This is a genomic window from Pseudomonas sp. GM48, from assembly GCF_000282335.1.
Classification (GTDB): Bacteria; Pseudomonadota; Gammaproteobacteria; order Pseudomonadales; family Pseudomonadaceae; genus Aquipseudomonas.
The window spans coordinates 73,698-93,685 of the sequence record NZ_AKJM01000037.1 but is presented as its reverse complement, the minus strand read 5'-3'; the positions used below and the strand labels follow the sequence as shown (position 1 = coordinate 93,685).

20 protein-coding genes are annotated in these 19,988 nt (G+C 58.3%); 4 read left to right on the top strand and 16 right to left on the bottom strand.

The window, feature by feature from the left end; translation table 11 throughout:
* Positions 1 to 23: 23 nt before the first annotated feature.
* The 14 genes from hxsC to PMI28_RS23675 form a co-directional block, all read right to left on the bottom strand.
* Positions 24 to 1,190, bottom strand: a complete 1,167-nt coding sequence (gene hxsC, locus PMI28_RS23615; protein ID WP_007983232.1) for a His-Xaa-Ser system radical SAM maturase HxsC — start codon at positions 1,188 to 1,190, stop codon at positions 24 to 26.
* Positions 1,184 to 2,641 carry a His-Xaa-Ser system radical SAM maturase HxsB gene (gene hxsB / locus PMI28_RS23620; protein ID WP_007983230.1) on the bottom strand — a complete coding sequence of 486 codons (1,458 nt, stop codon included), beginning with the start codon at positions 2,639 to 2,641 and terminating at the stop codon, positions 1,184 to 1,186. The genes hxsC and hxsB overlap by 7 nt, the downstream gene beginning before the upstream one ends.
* The gene (hxsD, locus tag PMI28_RS23625) at positions 2,634 to 2,936 is read right to left on the bottom strand and encodes a His-Xaa-Ser system protein HxsD (RefSeq protein ID WP_007983228.1); all 303 of its coding nucleotides are present in this window, start codon (positions 2,934 to 2,936) and stop codon (positions 2,634 to 2,636) included. The genes hxsB and hxsD overlap by 8 nt, the downstream gene beginning before the upstream one ends.
* Positions 2,936 to 3,220, bottom strand: coding sequence for a His-Xaa-Ser repeat protein HxsA2 (gene hxsA2 / locus PMI28_RS31550; RefSeq protein WP_081501386.1), 285 nt, complete (start codon positions 3,218 to 3,220; stop codon positions 2,936 to 2,938). The genes hxsD and hxsA2 overlap by 1 nt, the downstream gene beginning before the upstream one ends.
* A 626-nt stretch (positions 3,221 to 3,846) precedes the next feature.
* A complete protein-coding gene (locus tag PMI28_RS23630; protein ID WP_007983225.1) occupies positions 3,847 to 4,557 on the bottom strand; it encodes an SDR family NAD(P)-dependent oxidoreductase in 711 nt (236 codons plus the stop codon).
* Between the two features lie 44 nt (positions 4,558 to 4,601).
* Complete coding sequence (locus tag PMI28_RS23635) at positions 4,602 to 5,258, bottom strand: DsbA family oxidoreductase (RefSeq protein WP_007983222.1); 657 nt, start codon at positions 5,256 to 5,258, stop codon at positions 4,602 to 4,604.
* Positions 5,255 to 5,476 carry a tautomerase family protein gene (locus tag PMI28_RS23640; protein ID WP_007983221.1) on the bottom strand — a complete coding sequence of 74 codons (222 nt, stop codon included), beginning with the start codon at positions 5,474 to 5,476 and terminating at the stop codon, positions 5,255 to 5,257. The genes PMI28_RS23635 and PMI28_RS23640 overlap by 4 nt, the downstream gene beginning before the upstream one ends.
* A gap of 219 nt (positions 5,477 to 5,695) precedes the next feature.
* Positions 5,696 to 5,980: a helix-turn-helix domain-containing protein gene (locus PMI28_RS23645; protein WP_007983219.1), complete on the bottom strand. Its 285-nt coding sequence runs from the start codon at positions 5,978 to 5,980 to the stop codon at positions 5,696 to 5,698.
* Complete coding sequence (locus PMI28_RS23650) at positions 5,970 to 6,287, bottom strand: hypothetical protein (protein WP_007983216.1); 318 nt, start codon at positions 6,285 to 6,287, stop codon at positions 5,970 to 5,972. Before PMI28_RS23650 ends, PMI28_RS23645 begins: the two co-directional genes overlap by 11 nt.
* Before the next feature lie 203 nt (positions 6,288 to 6,490).
* A complete protein-coding gene (locus PMI28_RS23655; RefSeq protein WP_007983214.1) occupies positions 6,491 to 7,777 on the bottom strand; it encodes an OprD family porin in 1,287 nt (428 codons plus the stop codon).
* 258 nt (positions 7,778 to 8,035) lie between these two features.
* The gene (locus PMI28_RS23660) at positions 8,036 to 8,707 is read right to left on the bottom strand and encodes a DsbA family protein (RefSeq protein WP_007983212.1); all 672 of its coding nucleotides are present in this window, start codon (positions 8,705 to 8,707) and stop codon (positions 8,036 to 8,038) included.
* Positions 8,708 to 9,018: 311 nt separating this feature from the next.
* Entirely contained in the window at positions 9,019 to 9,231 is a 213-nt protein-coding gene (locus tag PMI28_RS23665; RefSeq protein WP_007983210.1) for a hypothetical protein, read from the bottom strand.
* Positions 9,232 to 9,474: 243 nt separating this feature from the next.
* A complete protein-coding gene (gene aguA, locus PMI28_RS23670; protein WP_007983207.1) occupies positions 9,475 to 10,581 on the bottom strand; it encodes an agmatine deiminase in 1,107 nt (368 codons plus the stop codon).
* A gap of 295 nt (positions 10,582 to 10,876) precedes the next feature.
* On the bottom strand, positions 10,877 to 13,789 hold the full coding sequence (locus PMI28_RS23675; protein WP_007983205.1) for an aminotransferase: 2,913 nt from the start codon (positions 13,787 to 13,789) through the stop codon (positions 10,877 to 10,879).
* 255 nt (positions 13,790 to 14,044) lie between these two features.
* Here PMI28_RS23675 and rfbC point away from each other — a divergent pair, with 255 nt between their 5' ends.
* The 4 genes from rfbC to PMI28_RS23695 all read left to right on the top strand — a co-directional run bounded on the left by rfbC (position 14,045) and on the right by PMI28_RS23695 (position 18,380).
* A complete protein-coding gene (gene rfbC / locus PMI28_RS23680) occupies positions 14,045 to 14,590 on the top strand; it encodes a dTDP-4-dehydrorhamnose 3,5-epimerase (RefSeq protein ID WP_007983203.1) in 546 nt (181 codons plus the stop codon).
* A gap of 94 nt (positions 14,591 to 14,684) precedes the next feature.
* Entirely contained in the window at positions 14,685 to 16,493 is a 1,809-nt protein-coding gene (locus tag PMI28_RS23685; RefSeq protein ID WP_007983201.1) for a sensor histidine kinase, read from the top strand.
* Complete coding sequence (locus PMI28_RS23690) at positions 16,490 to 17,884, top strand: sigma-54-dependent transcriptional regulator (protein ID WP_007983199.1); 1,395 nt, start codon at positions 16,490 to 16,492, stop codon at positions 17,882 to 17,884. Before PMI28_RS23685 ends, PMI28_RS23690 begins: the two co-directional genes overlap by 4 nt.
* Before the next feature lie 40 nt (positions 17,885 to 17,924).
* A complete protein-coding gene (locus PMI28_RS23695) occupies positions 17,925 to 18,380 on the top strand; it encodes a YiiD C-terminal domain-containing protein (RefSeq protein WP_007983197.1) in 456 nt (151 codons plus the stop codon).
* A 170-nt stretch (positions 18,381 to 18,550) separates the two neighbouring features.
* Here the strand turns inward: PMI28_RS23695 and cysQ are convergent, their stop codons facing one another.
* Together cysQ and nudE are read right to left on the bottom strand one after the other, a co-directional pair.
* Positions 18,551 to 19,378: a 3'(2'),5'-bisphosphate nucleotidase CysQ gene (cysQ, locus tag PMI28_RS23700; RefSeq protein WP_007983196.1), complete on the bottom strand. Its 828-nt coding sequence runs from the start codon at positions 19,376 to 19,378 to the stop codon at positions 18,551 to 18,553.
* A complete protein-coding gene (nudE, locus tag PMI28_RS23705) occupies positions 19,375 to 19,941 on the bottom strand; it encodes an ADP compounds hydrolase NudE (RefSeq protein ID WP_007983195.1) in 567 nt (188 codons plus the stop codon). The genes cysQ and nudE overlap by 4 nt, the downstream gene beginning before the upstream one ends.
* Positions 19,942 to 19,988 lie beyond the last annotated feature (47 nt).

Sequence of the window (19,988 nt, the reverse complement as noted above, 5' to 3'; positions counted from 1 at the left end):
TTGATGCTGACCTTTAACGTAGATCAACAAAAAGGTATTAGGCTCTTACTGTAGCCATGCTTGATCCCTGACGAAAAAAATCCTCCGCAGTCCGACTTGCGGGTGCATACCTCACACTCGGTGGCGTATTCATTCTTCCAGTCACTGATTGACTTGCGGTAATAGGGATAAATGTCTGAGTTCACTAGGCAGAGTTGATGATTGTAGACCGAGATATGCATGCCATACTTGGCCAGAATTCCAACCGATTTGCTGAGTATGTCTTTGTACTCGAATGGGTCGATCCATAGCTCATCAAGATTTGCCCTAGTAAACCCCATCATCTCAAGGCCCATCAGCGCCACATGATCAACAAACAAAAGATTACGTACGATGAACTCACATAGTTCAGGAAGGCGTTGTATCGATAGCTTGTGGATGACGACTCGGATCTCAACCTTCTGGCCCAAGCGTTTCAAATTGAGAATGCCCTGAATGGTTTCATCGAACGCGCCTTGGGCCTGGACAATGTAGTCATGCAGAGTTGGATCGTCTGAATAGACAGGGATTCCGATCATCGCGTCGGGCAATTCAATTTGCGCATACCGTTCAGCGAACACTGGATCCTTGAAACTGCGCCCGTTCGAGAGAATGTGAATCGCGGTTCTTGGCAGATAACTTTTTGTCAGGCTGATAATATTAAGGAAACGTTCCCGACTGGTCGTCGGCTCGCCCCCGGTAAATACCAACTCGCGGGTATCTTTTGGAATCAGCGGAATCAGGCTCTCGATTTCGTCGAGTATCCATGAGTCATCAGCGGCTTTCGGCGGTTGGGAACACATGAGGCAGTAATGATTACACTGCTCTGTGACCAGGATACTGTTGTGGGGCGACGATGCACGAAACAACACTCGGATGCTCTGACGATCCGCTGAAAGCCGGATAACGTCGCCATCACCGATATAGCTGTAGTCATCCGGCAGAATTGAAAAATCAGAGTCCAAAGGGAGCGCATCAACCAGATACCGATGTTTCTCAACCAGCAAATAGTGCGCGAATCCTTGGGGAATCTGGTTATCGGAAACCATGTAGGCCATTTCTCGTCGCAAAACTTCAGGCAAATTCCGACTGGTTGATACTTTGGCCAAGGTGATGGTCTTATCAACATCAACCGCATGTATTCGGATAATCTTTCCGCCGAGCTTCAGCATCGGTTGGCCCACCCCATAAAAATCCGTTTCGTTTGCTCATCGCTTCCCATCAGTTCTATGAGGTACTTGAAGATCGACATATTCCGCTTGCAGAAAGCAGACTCAGGCTTTCTTGCCACCACATCCTTGTGTATTGCGTGATGGTAGACAGGCTCAGCGCCACAGTAAGGTTCGAACGCACAGTCAGAACACATGGGGGCACTTAAAGTGAAGGAGTTTTCCAGTGCATCCAGAAGCTGATCCGAGAGGATGATCTCCTCATATGAATGCTCAAGAATGCTCCCCAACCGGAACGTATGATCACCCATTTCGGCAAGCATACGGCTTTCATCTGAGGCGTAGACCGATCCGTCGTAGTTGAACACGATGGCTGCGATACCAGCACCGGCAGGGTTCATTAAATCAACAAACCCGGGGTCCCCTGATGTCAGCATTTTTGTCAGCACGATCGCGGAATACTGCTCAACAAATCGTATACCCGATTTGTTTAGCTCAATGATGTACTCAAGACCTTCCTTGTAAAATTCCAGCCAGCGCTCCGTGTCATACGACATGAATTTCTTGGTCTTGATAGCAAAGCCGTAAGGGGAAAGCGTGCGCAGGAAGATGCCATCAAAGCCCAGGCGCAAGTATTCATCAATGATCTCACGTGCTCGTGGCAGGCTCTTATCTGTGGTTGTCATCAGGGCTGACACTTGGTCATAGCCGAGGGCCGCACGGGCTTTCTTCAAGCCTTCCTCGAAACGCTGGTGACTATCTCGACCTGGCCGTGGGCGATTTGCATTATGTAGATCCATTGGCCCATCAAGAGAAGATGAAAGCACGATGTTGTGCTGCTTACAGAAATCGAGCATGTCATCCGTCAGTAACGATAAAGTAGTCGCAATGACGAACCGCAGGTCACGTCCTTCCTTGAGGTTACGTTTTTTTGCCTCAAGAACGACGTACTTCACCATCTCAAAGTTCAGCAGCGGCTCGCCACCCTGAAATTCAATTTTGATGGCTGGATTCGGAGACCTAAAAACGAAATCTAACGACTTGTCTGCCATCTCCGTGGTCATGTCGAATTCGCCTTTGCTCTCCGACTGCCTCGATACCTGGCAATACGGGCAGCTATGGTCGCAGCGAAGGGTCACCACAAAGATATGCAGATTGGTGAACTGGGCCAACCTGGACAGCCGCGTGCGAATCTTGAGTGCCAGAAGCTGGAGTGGAGCCTGCTCATTGGTGAATCGAATGAACTGTTTTGATCGCAGCGTAGCAATCAGTTCTGGTGAGAGCGCAAACGTCTTGCTTATGATCGGCTCAAGCATCGGCGCCGGTATGACATGAAACTCGCCAGCCATGTTGGTGATGACGTACTCGTCGTCATTCAGGCGATCAAACTTAAAGGGCAGCAACTCGTAGGTCTGTTGCTGCGCGTAGAACTCCAGCTTCTGGAATTTACTCACTAGTCAGCCCGGTTTTTGAAAAAGCCAGTCCAAGGATCAGGTTCTTGATCGGCTGCGTCTCAACGTTCAGCCGGTGGCGCAGTTGGTAGTCAAGTACGTCCTTCTTGAACTCTTGCACTGCAGTCAGAAAGGAAGGCTCGTCAACACCAATATTCGAGGATAAGGCACAGATAAATTGCCCCCCTGTTGATGTGATATCAACCGTCAGTGAATTGATTGAGCGATAAGCGGCTTTTTGCAGAACCTGCGCGTCATAAAGCCGCTCATCAAAGACAAGCGTATCCGAGAGTGCCATTAGGAGCCCGAGGTATGAGAGGCATGAGAAACGTGAGAGGCATGTGAACTGTGAGAACTGTGGTAAGCCATCATCTGACCTTGGTCCCCGCGTTTGAGAACAAAGGCGAATTGATCATCGCCACTGCGTACCAAAAGGTTTTCGCTTTGTGCATCGGTTTGGAACGTGTGCGTGGCGTCGGTTCTGGGCTCGACAACCTCATGAGTAGTTATCGCTGAAGCTTGTTCTGTGGCTATGGCTGCAGCCAGAGTAGTCAGAGGAACTAGAAAAGAACGCTTTTTCATTTGGATGTCCCTATCATTGTGGGGGTTATTTTTGAGTTTCGGCGCGCGCCTCTGTGATGTCAATATGCAATCGATTTTTGGCGCCTTTTCCCGATGGCGGGCATTCTCGAAGACTAGCAGCGTATGGCTTCTCTCGCTGGATTCATGCCTTAAGCACCTCCTTGTGTTCTTCAGCGAGCTTCCCGACAGGTAATGCAGAGCCATAAATTCGAGGCGGCATTGAGCGAGGAATACTTTTCTGCCGTGGAAACCGAAGCCGACTTTTTCAACACAATCGGCCGTCTGCTGCCTGTCGCCACTGGTAGCTCTATTTTCTACGGAGGGGATGGTCGACAACGTTCGAACTCAGGAGGTTTACCATTCCGTATGCAGCTCTGAATGCTTTACTTGCAGACCGACAACGTGCTGACATCTAAAAAATCCCGAGTTCGATTCCACCGAACACCATAATTAGCTGATTCATTTATAGTTACTAGTTGGGGTACGCCGAATTTTCCAGCGAACTCCAGGCGCCCGAAAAACCTAATTTCGCCGAAATATACCGTTCGTATGGTGCCACCATACAAAACAAAGCCCCTGCAGAAATGCAGGGGCTTTGTTGTTTCCGGGGTTTGAAAAAATCGCTTTCAGTGACCCGCGCTCTGACCACCGTCCACGTGCAGGATTTCGCCAGTAACAAACTTGGCGCCGTCCAGGTACACGACAGCTTGCGCAATATCATCGATCTCGCCCATGTGTCCGACCGGGTGCAGGTTGCCCAGTGCGGCATGGGTTTCTTCGCCGTGCATCGGGGTCTTGATGATGCCCGGGCTGACCGCGTTCACCCGAATCCCGCGCTTGGCGTACTCGATGGCCAGGGATTTGGTTGCCGCGTTGAGGCCGCCCTTGGTCAGCGAAGCCAACACCGATGGCACGCCGTCGATGGCGTGGTCCACCAGGCTGGTGGTGATGTTGACGACGTGGCCGCTGCCCTGCTTTTCCATTTCGGCGATGGCGAGTTGGGTGATGTAGAAGAAGCCATTGAGGTTCACCGACAACACATTGGCGTAGTCTTCTGCGGTGTACGCGGTGAACGGCTTGGCGATGAAGATCCCGGCGTTGTTGACCAGGGTATCGATGCGGCCGAAACGGGAAATCGCTTCACGGATGACGCGTTGAGCGGTTTCCGGTTCGCCGATGTCACCGGCCACGGTGTGAATGTCCGGATCGGTGGACGGCTTGATCGAGCGCGAGGTGGCGACGATCCGGTAGCCGAGTTCACGAAAGGCTTTGACCATACCGTCGCCGAGACCTTGGGAGGCGCCGGTGATTACGATGACTTTTTTCGAAATGCTCATGATGAAGACCTCTGACAATAAAGAATGGGGTAGAAAATCTGTGATCAGGCGTCGGCCGGTGCCTTGGCCATTTCTCTCAACATTTGTTCGTAGTACTCGACCGATTGCGAACCGGACACCAGGTGGCGACCGTTCAGCACCATGGCCGGGACCGAGTTGATGCCACGCTGCTGGTAGTACGTTTCAAGTTCCCGCACCTCAGCGGCGAACGCACCAGACGCCAGCACCTCTTGTGCAGTTGCCCCGTCCAGCCCCGCTTCAGTCGCCAGACTCACCAGCGCCTGGTGATCACTCGGGTTCTGGCCTTCGCTGAAATAGCCCCGCAGCAGCACCTTCTTCAGCTCGACTTGCCGGCCTTCCTGCAACGCCCAAAGCAACAAGCGGTGTGCATCAAAGGTGTTGTAGAAATGCGTGCGCTTCTCCAGATCGAATTTGAAGCCGATGGCCTCGCCGCGAGCGATCTGCATGGCCTTGCCGGCGGCGACGTCGTCGGCGGTTCTCCCGTACTTGCGCATCAGGTGCTCGACCGCTTGCTCACCTTCGGCCGGCATGTCCGGGTTCAATTCGAACGGCTTGTAGGTCAGCTCGACCGAGACCTCTCCGGCCACGTTCTCGATCGCTTGCTCCAGCGCAGTCGCCCCCAGTGCGCACCAGGGGCACACGACATCGGAGATGAAATCGATGGTGACGGAGGACGTCATGACTTGCCCTCCGCCTCAGCCAGTTGCTTGCGGTACTGGGTGGTGGTGATTCCGGCGTAACCCCAGTTATCGGTGTCGACTTCCTCGATCACGATGTGGGTCAGGTCAGGGCGCTTGTTGAGGACGCGTTCCAGGGTTTCAGTGATTTCTGCGATCACCTGGGCTTTCTGCTCAGGGGTAACGCCATCGCGGGTGATGCGTACACTTACGAAAGGCATGAGGGAAACTCCAGTGACCTTCCCGTCGGGATGATGGGAGAGGCGTTGGAGATGAATGTATGGGGTTGGCGGGAGGGGATAAAGGTGGGGGCGGGAACTTCATTCGTTACGCGGGGTAATCAATAAAAGAGAAGACATGCAAAGTACTCGCGCCCATCGAGAGACTTGGCAACTTTCTCAATTTCGGCAATGTGTCGAGAAGGGAGTTTGGCTTCCTAGCTAAATCGCTTGGAGGTCAAGTAAGGCCTCTGGATGCTGACTCGCCACACGCAGCAACGTTTGTGCGGCTCCCGTCGGTTGCCGCCGCCCTTGCTCCCAGTCCTGTAGCGTACGCAAACTGACTCCAATCAGCTTGGCGAATGCACTTTGAGACACACCCACTTTGGCCCGTGCTTCAGCTGCCGCAGACAACGGCACCTCTGTCACGCGAGCGGCTTTGCCTGCTTTCATTTGACGCACAGAGTCCAGCAAGTCCTGCTGGAATTGCTCCAGTTCATTGACCATTGCTGATTTCCTCCTTCAGTTGCTTAAGGAAGGCTACGGGTAAATTGTCAAATTTCGCCTTGGTGTAGGCGATTAGCAACCAGATAGAGCCTTCAGAAAGCGTGTTGTAGTAAATGACACGAGTACCGCCTCGTTTGCCCATTCCGCTACGGGACCAACGAACCTTGCGCAGACCACCGCTACCAGGAACCACATCGCCAGCCAACGGATTAGTCGCCAGCCAGGTAATGAATTCATGACGTTCGCCATCGTCCCGGATGGACTCAGCATAACGCTTGAAAATTTCGGTTTCGATAATCGTGAACATGGGCGAACTATACGGCAATGCCGTATACACGAGCAATCGGTTCGAAGTGCTAAGACATGTCGCCGCGGACGACACGTTCGCAAGACGTGTTACCGAAATCGAGTTTCGGCGACATGAACACATCAAAAGCAAAAAAAGCCCCAAACCAGTCGGGGCTTTTCCTTTCTCAGCCTTTGATCAGGCCTCGATACCGCAACCCATCATCAGAAAATGTTGATCGGGTAATCCACGAACACACGCACTTCGTTGCCGCTGACGTTGTACTCGCTCGACTTCTGCGACACGCGCAGGACCGAGCTGCGCAGTTTCACGCTGAGGTCTTTGGCCGGGCCGCTTTGTACGACGTATTTGATCTGGTTGAAGATCTCGCGCTCGGTGCCGCCTTCGCTGGTGGACGTGGTGATGTTGTCACCGCGCACATAGGCCACGTTGTAGCTCAGACCCGGTACACCGAAGGTGCTGAAGTCGAGGCCGTAGCCCAGCTGCCAGCTGCGTTCGTCTTCGGCGTTGAAGTCGGACCAGTAGGAGTTCGCCAGGTAGATGGTGTTGCCACCGTCGCCGATGCGACCTTGGTCTTTCTGGTAGCCGCCGTAGGCGTAACCCAGGTTGCTGTCGCCAGTGCTGCGCTGGTGCGCGAGGGTGAACGAGTGTGGGCCGGTGATGAAGGTGGCCGCCAGGCTCCAGATTTTGTTGTCGTCGCCGGTGATAGCGTTTTCGCGAACGTAGGAGTCTTCCAGCTTGGTGCGGTAGCCGTTGAAGTCCAGGGTCAAGGACTGATCCTTGTCGATCGGGAACACGTAGTTGGCGTTCACGTATTGTTTCTTCAGCACGTCTTCGACGTCGGAAGCGTACAGCGCGGCCTTGAACTGTTCGGTGAACTGGTAGCTACCGCCCAATACGTTGATCGACTTCAAGCCACCGCTGTCACGGCCTTCGGCGCTTTTACGCGATTCGGCGGTGAAGCGACCGGCGTCCAGTTGCAGGCCTTTGATCTCTTTGGAAGTGATCAGGGTGCCGGTGTAGCTTTCCGGCAGCAGGCGCGAGTTGTCGTAGTTCAGCACCGGCAGGGCCGGCATCTGGTCGCCGTAGGTCAGGGTGGTGCTGGACAGGCGGAACTTGATCGCTGCGCCGCCCTTGGACAGGTCGTCAGCCGGCTGGCCGCTGTCGCCTTTTTTGAAGAAATCGATGCCTTGCGCGCCGCTACGGTCTTCGCTGCGCTCCAGGTTCAGTGCATACAGGCCGAAAGCGTCTACACCCACACCCACGGTGCCTTGGGTGAAGCCCGACGAGAACGTGCCGATGGCCGCCTGGCCCCACTCGGATTTATCCGGATTGCCGTCTTTGAAGTCACGGTTGATGTAGGCATTGCGCAGCAGCACTTTGAGGCTGCTGTCTTCAACAAAACCCTTGGATTCGGCCTGGTCGTTCGCCATGGCCTGTGTAGCGCTCAAAATCCCCAGTGCGATCAGGCTGATTCGCTTGTTCAACATTTTGTTTTTTCCTTGATACGGTTGATACGCGCTGTGTCGAACGGCCGAAACGGCGCTATTGCGCTCTTATTTCAAGGCGAAAACAAAAAGGCCCGCCCACGATTTCTCGCGGCGGGCCTTTTATTGTTTTGAGTCGTGGCGGTCGGCCACAGGCGTTGGGCCGAATCGTAGCTGCGCGCTCAATAACGTGTCAATTTCATGAGTCTTCTAAAAATAGGCGAAAAACGTCTAAGAAACTGCTTTACGCGGCAGGAATATTCAATCAATGCAGCTATCGAGACCACAAGCTGCTACAGAATTGGATGAGTCGTGCTCGGGGAGCGACTGACCCAGCCACTGCGCGAATGCCTGGGGTTTGCCCAGCCACGGCCCGATATCGATCAAGGTGAATTGATCATTGTGCTCAAGAGCCAGGGTCGGAAAACCCTGCCCGCCCACCTTGGCCAGAAGCGCCCGGCTGTTCCTGATGTGGCCTTCGGTGTCGGCAGCCATGAAGGCTCTTTCGAAGCCTTGATGGTCCAGCCCCATGTCGTGGGCCAGTTCAAACAGTACCGATTCGTCGGCGATGCGGCGCCCCTCCACGTAGTGAGCACTTTGCAAACGCCCCAGCAACTCCAGCCCGCGACCTGCCATTTGCTCGGCAGCCAACACTGCAGCGATCGGTGGCGTCGAGTCGAACACGGCGCTGTGATCACGCAACAAACCTTCGAAATAGGCTTCACCGAACGGCTGCCCGCTGTATTCGGCGATGCGCCGGTCGTGAGGCATGACGTAATTGCGCAGTTGCGGCGAGACCCGTTGCCGATTGGCCCCCGTCATCATGCCGCCGCCGTGGGCAATCACGGGCAGCACAGCCTGGGCGGCTTGCACCAGTGGTTTGGCGCCGTAGCACCAACCGCATAACGGGTCGTAAATGTAATGCAGGATCATGGGAAAGCTCCGACAGAAATTCAGGAAAATTCGATGTCGGCAGATTAGTGCCGCAGCGCCCCCGGAAAAACGCCGGATTGGCTTCCAGTCTGTTGCCTGAATCGGTCGAATGGTTGCGCCACAAACCCCGTAGGAGCGAGCTTGCTCGCGATAGCGGAGGATCAGTCGACATTTACATTGACTGGCACGACGCCTTCGCGAGCAAGCCCGCTCCCACAGTCGATCTCCCGTGTTTGGGAGATTTGTATCAGGCAAAAAAAAACGCTGCCATCCCGGCAGCGCTTTTCTTGATCAATCCGTTGTTATTCTTCTTATCCTTCCATCACATCCCACAACGCATCCAGTTCCGCCTCGCTGAATAAACCAGCAGGGTAACGCTCGATCATCGTCCGGCGCGGATCAGTTTCGCTGATCTGACGCATTCCATTGGACTTGAACCAGTGCGCCAGAATCTGGAGCGATTCGCTGTTTACTGCCAGGGGATGCAACGCCTTGTTGCTCACTACATTCGCTTCGGCGTTCATTTCAGCGCTCTCTCCTGGTTTGTGAGCGGCTAACTTATCCAAGGTTTATGACAGAACATCGAAGTCCTCTCCCTCCCCGAGTTACAACAGCAGAGATACAAGAGCTGTGCCAAGGTTTCTGAATGTGGCCAGGCGGATACAAAAAAGCCCGCAGCCCTTCAGGGCTGCGGGCTCTGCGTAACGCAGGAGGCAAATCGACAGCCTGAGGGATTTCGCAATCAACTCAAGCTGTTACGACCGCACTCACTCCTTGTGCGGCGCGGGTTGCTGCTGGGTAAGGCAGTGAATATTGCCGCCACCCAGTAACAGTTCACGACCGGGCACCATCACTACTTCATGCTGCGGGAACAGATTCTGCAGGATTTCCTTTGCCGGGCCATCCTGCGGATCGTCAAAGCTCGGCGCGATGATGCCGCCGTTGACGATCAGGAAGTTCACGTAGGAACCGGCCAGACGCACAGTCGGGTTACGTTCCTGCGTACCATCGACCGGATCGACTCCGGCACATTCTTCCTCGGTCGCAAACAGCGGGCCCGGGATCGGCATTTTGTGCACCGTGAATGGGCGGCCTTTGGCGTCGGTGCTGCTTTGCAGCACTTTCATCGCCGCCTGGCAGCGCGGGTAGTTCGGGTCTTGCGGATCATCGGTCCAGGCCAGCAGCACTTCACCCGGACGCACGTAGCAGCAGAAGTTATCCACATGGCCATCGGTTTCGTCATTGAACAAGCCATCTGGCAGCCAGATGATTTTATCCACAGCCAGGTTCGCACTCAGGACCGCTTCGATTTCTTCGCGGTTCATGTGCGGGTTACGATTGCGGTTGAGCAGGCACTCTTCAGTGGTGATCAGGGTGCCTTCGCCGTCGACGTGAATCGAACCGCCTTCAAGCACGAAGCCTTCGGTGCGGTAACGCGGGCTGCGCTCGATCTCGAGGATCTTGCCGCCGACCTGCGAGTCACGGTTCCACGGCGAATACAGGCCGCCGTCAAAACCGCCCCAGGCATTGAAGTCCCAGTTCACACCGCGGACTTCGCCACTGTTATTGATGACGAAGGTCGGACCGGAGTCGCGAACCCAGGCGTCGTCACTGGACATTTCCACCACGCGAATATTCGGCACGTCCAGACGGGCACGGGCGTTTTCGTACTGGCCGGCGGAAACCGCCACGGTCACCGGTTCGAAGCGGGCGATGGCCTTGGCCACTGCCGCGTGTGCGGCCTGTGCCGGTTTGCCACCCAGGCGCCAGTTGTCCGGGCGCTCGGGCCAGATCATCCAGGCCTGGGTTTGGGGTGCCCATTCGGCTGGCATGTAGAAGCCGTCGGCGCGAGGGGTGCTGTTCAACGTGGTCATGACTCAGGACTCCAGAGTGGCGTTGATGCCTGACAGAAATGGAAGCGCATTGGTACACGCCGTGGACTGTGGTGACTTTATATCCGATAAATATCGGCTTTTAAAGCACCATCAATCCACGATTACAAAAACAATCGATAAAAAGCCGATATCAATCGAATTAACACCCTGCCCAATGTGGGAGCGGGCTTGCTCGCGAAGACGATACTCCAGGCGCAAGAAATGCTTCGGATGTACCGCCCTCTTCGCGAGCAAGCCCGCTCCCACATTGGGCCGCATTCAGAGGTGGGCCGGTTTACAAACCTTCCGCCAGCACCTTCGACAGCATGTCCACGAAGAAGTCCACGCTCTGGCGCGAGGTGACCATCGGCGGTTTGATCTTGAGGATGTTCAGGTAATCGCCGGTCGGCTGCATGAAGATCCCCAGCTCACGCAAGCGATCGCACAGCGCGGTGGTTTCTTCGGTGGCCGGCTCCAGGGTTTCGCGGTTGCGGATCAGTTCGACGCCCAGGTAAAAACCGGAACCATGCACCGCACCCACTAACGGATGAATATCGATCAACGCTTCGAGGCGCTTCTTGAAATGCCCGCCAACGACCTGGGCGTTCTCCCAGAGCTTTTCCTCTTCCATCACATCCAGCACGGCCATGCCGACCTGGCAACTGACGGGGCTGCCACCGGCGGACGAGAAGAAGTAACCCTCGGCCTCGAGTGCCTCGGCGATTTCCTGGCGGGTGATGACCGCGCCCAGTGGCTGGCCGTTGCCCATGCCTTTGGCCATGGTGATGATGTCCGGCACCACGCCTTGCTCTTCGAAGCCCCAGAAGAAATCGCCCATGCGTCCGTAGCCGACCTGCACTTCATCGGCGATGCACACGCCGCCCTGGGCCCGGACCATGCCATAGACTTGTTTCAAATAGCCGGGTGGCAGCGAGATACCGCCGGCATTGCCGTACACCGGTTCGCAGATGAAACCGGCCAGTTGGCGTTCCTGCCCGGCGATTTTCGCCAGGTTGTGCTCGACGCTGCGCACATAATCCGGCGCACTGTCGGGACCACGGAATTCACCGCGATAAGTGTTTGGCGCGGTCACCGGGTGCACCCAGTCCGGGCGGCTGCTCAAGGCTTTGGGGTTGTCGGCGATCGAGGTCGACACCGAGTCCGCGCCCACCGTCCAGCCGTGATAGGCCTCCAGCACGCTGAGCATGTCACGGCCACCGCTGTAGGCCCATGCCAGGCGAATCGCCAGGTCGTTGGCCTCACTGCCGCTGTTGACCAGGAACACGCGGTCCATGCCGTCAGGGGACAGTTTCAGCAAGCGTTCGGAGAACTCGGCCACGGCTGCGTAGTTGAAGCGCGAGTTGGTGTTGAGCAACGACCACTGCCGACTGGCGACCGCCGCCATGCGCGGATGACCGTGGCCCAATACCGCGACGTTGTTGAGCATGTCGAGGTAGGAGCGTCCTTGCATGTCAATCAGGTGGTTACGCCAGCCACGTTCGATGCGCGGCGGATCGACGTAATAGTGTTTTTGCGTGCGGGCGAAACTGGCGTCGCGCCGGGCCAGCAAGGTCGCGCCATCGAGTTCTGCTTCGGCGTCACAGGCCAGCCCCAGCAGTGCCGCAGGTGATGGGCACAACGCCTGCCAGGCAGCGGCGCGCGATGGCGTGCAGAACAACGGCGCATCGATCGACACGCCCCGGCACAACTGCACAATCAATGGCCCACTGACCGAACCCAACACCTGGCCTTTGACCAGTGCCGCGCCACTGTGCAGCGACGGCGTGACGCCCCATAGCCGCACACTCAATTGCGGACCGTCCAGTTGCAGCACGCCCGTCGATGGGTAATGCACCACCCCGGCAAACGGCGCTTCGACCGCCGTGCCCTGAGGCACGCGCAACTCGACGTGCAACGGGCAAGTGTCCGGTTCAGCGGCGCTGTCCGGCCGGGTGCGGGACAATCGGTATTGCCCGTAACGGCTGGCCGCCAGACCATGTGCCGTGGCCGCTTCATCCAGCAGGCGCTGATCGACGCCCGCCTGCTCCCAGTTCCCGGCCTCGAAGTGCGGACTGAGCACGCCCAGGTCGATCAGCGCGAACTCACGTCCCACCAGACTCGGCAACAGTGGCGCGAAGCCTTCGCTGCCGATGGCTGGCAGGTTCTGGCCAACGGCCGTGAGGATCGCCGCTTCCATCAACGCCAACGGCACCGAGGTGGCCACGCGGAAGATTTCCCATTCATGGACCAGGTTATCGCGACTGTAGGCATTGCCCGGATCGATGCTGACTTGCTGTTCGCCGCTGAGCACCAGCACCGCCGCACGGGCGACGATCAGCGGCCATAGCGCCAGCAGCTCTTCGTGTTGCAACGGGTTGACCGCGTGATACGCCTGGATCGCCGGCAAAATGCAGAACGGATCGCCCTCGCCATGATGCAGCAGTGCGGCGCAGGTCACCGACAGATCGGTAATGCGCCAGGTGCGCACCAGGTCGCCGAAATCGATCACGCCTTGCAGCTGCCAATGGCGCAGCGCATCGCGCTGCCACACCACGTTGTCGTCGGTGATGTCCATGTGAATGGCCTGCACCGGCAGCTTGTCTTCCAATGGCTGCAAATGACGCTCGGCTTGTGCGGACGCTTCGACGATCAGTTTGCGCCGGGCTTCATCCTTGATCACCGGCAGCAAGTGCGCGATCAAGGCGTGGGCATGGCGGGCGTCCCATTGCAGAGTGCGCACCAGACCCGGATGGTCGAAATCCGCCAAGGCCAGGTCCATTTCGCCGCACAGTCGGCCGAAACCGGCCACCACCGTACGACTGAAATGCCCCAGGCTCGTCAAGGGCTGGCCTTCGATGTAATCGAGCAGTCGCACATGCACCGCCTGGCCACCCACCTCCAGTGACAGCAGGTCTGCACCGTTTTTTGCCGGCATCACCCGTGGTACATGCACCTGCGGGTGTCCGTCCAGATGCTTGAGCCCGGCGTGCTGGGCCTGCAGCTCCAGCGCCGAATAATCGCCACGGCAGATTTTCAGGACGAAACGCCCCCGCTCGCTGTCGACGCGGTAGTTCAGGTCCTGCTGGCTGCCAAGGGCCTGCAGTTTGCCGCTGAACCCGTAATGTTCTTCCAGCAGCTCTAGCGCTTGCTCCGCAGACACCTGCGGGCTGGGCAAACTGGCGCGATGAATCAACGTGGCGAGCGGCATACAACGACCCCTGAAATTTTATTAGGCGCCTATATCGCCACTGCTCCGGGCGATACGCAACCCCCCGCAAGCCGGTATGAGGGCATTTGTGGGAGCGGGCTTGCTCGCGAAGGCGGGGTGACAGGCAGCCTGAATGTGACTGACACGCCCTCTTCGCGAGCAAGCCCGCTCCCACAGGTTTTGCTCTGGGACTCGCCTCCAATGGCACTTTGCGCAAGAATGGCGGCCCTAAATGCATGCATCTGGAGAGCCACCATGAACGTAGTGACCACCGACCTGCCCGGTGTTCTGATCCTCGAACCCAAGGTCTTTGGTGACGAGCGTGGTTTCTTCTATGAGAGCTTCAACGCCAAGGCTTTCGAAGAAGCTACCGGCCTGAACCCCCAGTTCGTTCAGGACAACCATTCCCGCTCGCAAAAGGGCGTGTTGCGTGGTTTGCATTACCAACTGACTAACACACAAGGCAAACTGGTTCGCGTCACGGCCGGTGAAGTGCTCGACGTTGCCGTGGACATCCGCCGCAGTTCGCCACATTTCGGTAAATCGGTTGCGGTGCGTCTGTCCGCCGATAACCATCGCCAGCTCTGGGTACCGGAAGGCTTTGCCCACGGTTTCGTGGTGCTGAGCGAATTCGCCGAGTTCCTCTACAAAACCACCAATTACTACACCCCGTCCGCCGAGCGCTGCATTCGCTGGGACGACCCGGACCTGGCGATCGACTGGCAACTCGAAGGTACGCCGCAACTGTCGGTGAAAGATCAGGCCGGCGTGTTTTTCAAGGACGCCGACGTCTTTGCCTGAAAGGCCGCTTGAAATTCCCTCCATCAAGATGCACCTGACCCAAGCTGCGCAAGCCTAGGCATAATGCGCCTGTACCCACAGGCGCATGCTGCTCATGAAACCGACTCTCCCCCCCAGACCCCGTTGGCGCAGCCTGGCCCTGCTGGCACTGTGCCTGGCGCCGTTGCTGTGGCCGCTGGAGCATCTTGCCGAGCGCTATTACCGCAGCGAACTGGCCAGTCAGAATCGTCAGACTCTCGACCTCTACGTCGCCAACCTGTTGGGTACCCTGCACCGCTATGAAGTGTTACCGCAGATCCTCGGCGACCTGCCGGCTCTACGCGCGGTTCTCGGCGCACCTGACGACGGTGTCACCCAAGGCAATGCCAACCGCCTGTTGAAAAATATCGCCACCCAGACCGGTGCCGAAGTCATGTACCTGATGGATGCCACCGGCAAGACCCTGGCCGCCTCCAATTGGGACAAGCACGACAGTTTTGTCGGGCGAAATTTTTCCTTCCGGCCATATTTCAGCGAAGCCATGGCCGGCCAGCTCGGGCGCTTTTTCGGGCTGGGCACTACCTCCGCCAAGCGCGGTTACTTCTTCGCCGCCGGTGTTCGCGATGGCGAGAAAATCGTCGGCGTGCTGGTGGTCAAGGTCGACCTCGACCACACCGAAAGCCTGTGGGGCAAAACCCCGGAGCAGCTGCTGCTGACCGACCACAACGGCGTCGTCATTCTCACGTCGCGACCGGAGTGGCGATTCCGCTCGACCCGTCCGTTGAACGAGGAAGAAAGCAAAGCCATCACCGCGATTCAACCCTACCCGACCCGCGACCCAAAACCGCTGGAACTCAATCCCAACGCCTGGCTGACCCAGACCCGGCAAATCACCGAAACCGGCTGGAATGTCAGCATCCTTGCCCCGCGAACCTTGATCGACCGCCCGGTGCGCACAGTGGTGGCCATCGGTGGCGCAACGCTGCTGGTGTTGATGCTGCTGCTCGGCCTGATGATGCAGCGCCGCCGCCATTACCTCGAACGCATTGCCTTTGAAGCCAAGGCCCGCCGCGAGCTGGAAGGCCGGGTCGCCGAACGCACCAGCGATCTCGAAGGCCTGAACCGACGCCTGAAACAGGAAGTGCTGGAACGCGAACAGGCCCAGCAGGAACTGGTACGCGCCCAGGATGATCTGGTGCAGGCCGGCAAATTGTCGGCACTGGGCACGATGTCGGCGAGCATCAGCCACGAACTCAACCAGCCGCTGGCAGCGATTCGCAGCTACGCGGAAAACGCTGAAGTGCTGCTCGACCACCAGCGCACCGACGATGCCCGCGGCAACCTCAAGCTGATCAGTGAATTGACCGGTCGCATGGCCTCGATCATCGCCCACTTGCGCGCCTTTGCCCGGCGCGACCGGCATGCTCCGGAAAGCGTTGCCCTGCAACCGGCGCTGGATGATGCCCTGGCCTTGCTGGCCAAGCGCCGACGCAGTATGGACGTCGAGCTGATCCGCGACTTGCCCGCCGCCACCTTGTGGGTCGAGGCCGGGGAAACCCGCCTGCGACAGGTGCTCGGCAATCTGCTGGCCAACGCCCTGGATGCCCTGACGGAAAAAGGCCCACCACGCAAACTCTGGCTAAGTGCCCAATCCACGGCCGATGGCGTCAACCTGTACATTCGCGATAATGGCCCCGGCTTTTGCATGGAAGCCCTCGGGCGTGCCAGCGAGCCGTTCTACACCACCAAGACCCGAACCCAGGGCCTGGGTTTAGGGCTGGCGATTTGCGAAACCCTGATGCGCGCCTTCGGCGGTGAACTGTCGTTCGCCAACCACAAGGAGGGCGGCGCCCTGATTACCCTGAAACTGCGCGCAGGCGCACCGGGCGTGAGCCTGCAACCGTCCGAGGACCGAAGTGCATGACCATCGACAGCCGCATTCAGGTCGTGTTGATCGACGACGATCCCCACTTGCGCCAGGCCTTGAGCCAAACGCTGGATCTGGCCGGCCTGAAAATCCTGCCGCTGGCCGAAGCCAAAGGCCTGGCCGCGCAACTTGAACGCGACTGGCCGGGCGTGGTGGTCAGTGACATCCGCATGCCTGGCATGGACGGTCTGGAACTGTTGACCGAACTGCACGCCCAGGACCCGGAATTGCCAGTGCTGCTGATCACCGGCCACGGCGATGTGCCGCTGGCGGTGCAGGCCATGCGCGCCGGGGCCTATGACTTTCTGGAAAAGCCGTTTGCCAGCGACGCCCTGCTCGACAGCGTGCGCCGTGCGTTGGCCCTGCGCCGGCTGGTGCTGGACAACCGCAGCCTGCGGCTGGCCTTGAGCGACCGCAATGAACTGAGCGCCCGCCTGGTTGGCCAATCACCTTCGATGCTGCGCCTGCGCGAGCAGATCGGCGCCCTGGCGGCGACCAGGGCCGACGTGCTGATCCTCGGCGAAACCGGCGCGGGCAAAGAAGTCGTGGCCCGGGCGCTGCACGATTTATCGAATCGTCGTAACGGACCGTTCGTAGCCATCAACGCCGGCGCTCTCGCCGAGTCGGTCGTGGAAAGCGAACTGTTCGGCCACGAGCCCGGCGCCTTCACTGGCGCGCAGAAACGCCGCATCGGCAAATTCGAATTTGCCAACGGTGGCACGCTGTTCCTCGATGAAATCGAAAGCATGAGCCTGGATGTACAGGTCAAATTGCTGCGTTTGTTGCAAGAACGGGTGGTCGAACGCCTGGGCGGCAATCAGTTGATCCCGCTGGACATCCGCATCATCGCCGCCACCAAGGAAGACCTGCGTCAGGCGGCCGATCAGGGGCGTTTTCGCGCCGACTTGTATTACCGCCTGAACGTCGCACCGTTGCGGATTCCACCGTTGCGCGAACGGGGCGAAGACGCCCTGATGCTGTTCCAGCATTTTGCCGATGAAGCCAGTGCCCGCCACGGCTTGCCGCCCCATGAGCTGCAACCGGGGCAACGTGCCTTGCTGCTGCGCCACACCTGGCCCGGCAACGTGCGTGAACTGCAAAACGCCGCTGAACGTTTTGCCCTGGGCCTGGAGCTGGCACTGGACAACAGCGAGTCATCGCACGCGGCCGGAACTCCGGTGGAAATGGTCAGCGGCGGGCTGAGCGAACAAGTGGAAAATTTCGAAAAAACCCTGATCGCCGCCGAACTGGCTCGTTCGCACAGCTCCGTGCGCAGCGTCGCCGAAGCGCTCGGCATTCCGCGCAAGACCCTGCACGACAAACTGCGCAAACACGGTTTGAGTTTCGCCGACAGTGGCGCCTCGGCCCACCCTGACGACCTCGACTGAGCTACCGTCCAACCATCCACTTCGAGCAAGAGGCCCCTGAATGAGCCGCGACAGTCGACAACTGGAATCCGTTCTCCATCACGACATTCCCCTCACCCGGGACATGGGCCTCACGGTGCTCGACTGGCATGACCAGCAATTGCGCCTGCACTTGCCGCTGGAAGCCAACGTCAACCACAAGAGCACCATGTTCGGCGGCAGCCTGTATTGCGGCGCGGTCCTGGCTGGTTGGGGCTGGCTGCACTTGCGCCTTAAGGAAGAAGGGATTACAGATGGGCACATTGTGATTCAGGAAGGGCAGATCAGCTATCCGCTGCCGGTGACAGGCGATGCAAACGCCATTTGCCAGGCGCCGGACCCGGTGATCTGGAAGAAATTCCTGACCACGTTCCAGCGATACAGCCGAGCGCGGTTGACCCTGCATACGCGGGTCGTCAATGAAGGCCGTGATGAGGATGCGGTGAGGTTTGTGGGGCAGTACGTGTTGCACCGCTGAATGTGAGGGGTGTTGTACAACCTGTGGCGAGGGGGCTTGCCCCCGTTGGAGTGCGCAGCACTCCCACGTCCAGCGTCCGCAGCGTGTCAGACACAATGAGATTGCATGTTTTTGGGGCAGCTACGCTGCCCAACGGGGGCAAGCCCCCTCGCCACAAAGTAAAGGTGAGCTCAGGAGCGTGCCAGTTCCAACAACTTCTCCCGCCACGCCGCCTTTGCCGGCAGCGCCAGAAAGAACCCATTCAACAGCGACTCCCGCGCCGGATAGCTGAACGGCTCACCGCTCAGCTCCAGCACTTCACCGCCGGCGCCTTCCAGCACACCTTGCGCCGCCGCCGTGTCCCACTGTGAAGTCGGTGCGAGGCGCGGATAGCAATCCGCCGCCCCTTCCGCCAGCAGGCAAAACTTCAGCGAACTGCCGATATTGGCCAGTTGCAACTCGCCAAGGCTGGCGCTCAACCCGGCCAGCAAACGCTCCTGTTCCGGGCTCGAATGACGACGGCTGGCCACCACGGTGAACGACTCGCCTGGCGCCGGGACGTCTCGCACCTGAATCGCCATCGGCGTGCCGCCCTTATCGCCACGCCATGCGCCGAGCCCGGCACCACCGACATAGAAACGCCCGTTGGTCGGCATCGACACCACGCCGAACACCACTCGACCGTTTTCGATCAGGGCGATGTTGACGGTGAACTCCTCGCTGCCACTGATGAACTCCTTGGTGCCATCCAGCGGATCGACCAGCCACCAGCGCTGCCATCCGGCACGCACGCTTTGGGGAATGTTGGCGTCCTCTTCGGAGAGCACCGGGATGTGCGGATCGAGCGCCGTCAGCCCGGCCAGAATCAGGTGGTGCGCGGCCAGGTCGGCAGCGGTAACCGGTGAATCATCAGCCTTCGCCGTGACGGCCGTGCCTGTGCGCCAGAACGGCAGGATCGCATCACCGGCCTGCAGGGCCAGCTCAATGACCGGTGCCATCAACGGATGCGGGAAATTCATGACTGGAACGCTCCGCGCTGGGTCAACAGGTCACGGGCCAGGTACAGCGCCGCCAAGGCACGGCCTTCGGTAAATTTCGGGTTTTGTGCCAGCGCCGAGAGCTCACGCAGATTGATCTTGTCCACCCGCATCGGCTCTGGTTCGTCGCCTTCCAGGCGCTCCTCGTAGAGGTCGGTGGCCAGCACCACCTGAATCTTCTGGCTCATGTAACCGGGGGACAGTGACAGCTCGGTCAGATGCTCCAGCTGTCGCGCGCCGAAACCGGCCTCTTCCTTGAGCTCACGCTCGGCCGCCGCCAGCACGTCTTCGCCCGGTTCGATCAAGCCCTTGGGCAACGACATTTCATATTCATCCGTGCCGCCGCAATACTCCTCGACCAGCACCGCATGCTCGGCATCCAGCATCGCCACGATCATCACCGCGCCGTACCCGGCACCCTTGCCGACCAGGCGTTCATAGGTGCGCTCCACGCCGTTGGAAAAACGCAGCTTCAGCTCTTCCACGCAGAACAATCGACTGGTGGCGACAATTTCGCGGGCGAGTATGGTGGGTTTCTGGCGCATGCAAAGCTCCTTGGCGTGAACGCGCTACTATAACGCGGCTTACCCGA